Here is a 233-nt window from a genome sequence, read left to right as displayed (position 1 = left end):
ATCGTGGTTCATCGTTGTCTTCCTGCAAGCCCGTTGCCAGAAACTCCTGGGCCTGCAGCCCGTTAACACTAAAGGCCCCTTTTCTTTCTATGCCTCCTCGTGAACGAGTAATATTGCTTTCTATTTCTCCCATTCTGTCCAGCACCGTATTTTCTTCACGCGTAAAGTTATCATTGGAAACCGCAACGCGTATATTGTCGAAAGTACTACTGATGAGCCCTATGTTAATATCC

The 233-nt window shown here is 45.9% G+C and carries 1 protein-coding gene; it reads right to left on the bottom strand.

What is annotated here, in order from left to right; translation table 11 throughout:
- A partial coding sequence (locus LDK53_RS23110) for a T6SS immunity protein Tli4 family protein (protein ID WP_263643530.1) occupies window positions 1-233 on the bottom strand: 233 nt, incomplete at both ends.

This window comes from Enterobacter sp. K16B, from assembly GCF_020216105.1.
GTDB lineage: Bacteria > Pseudomonadota > Gammaproteobacteria > Enterobacterales > Enterobacteriaceae > Enterobacter > Enterobacter sichuanensis.
This window is presented reverse-complemented; position numbering and strand designations above follow the sequence as displayed.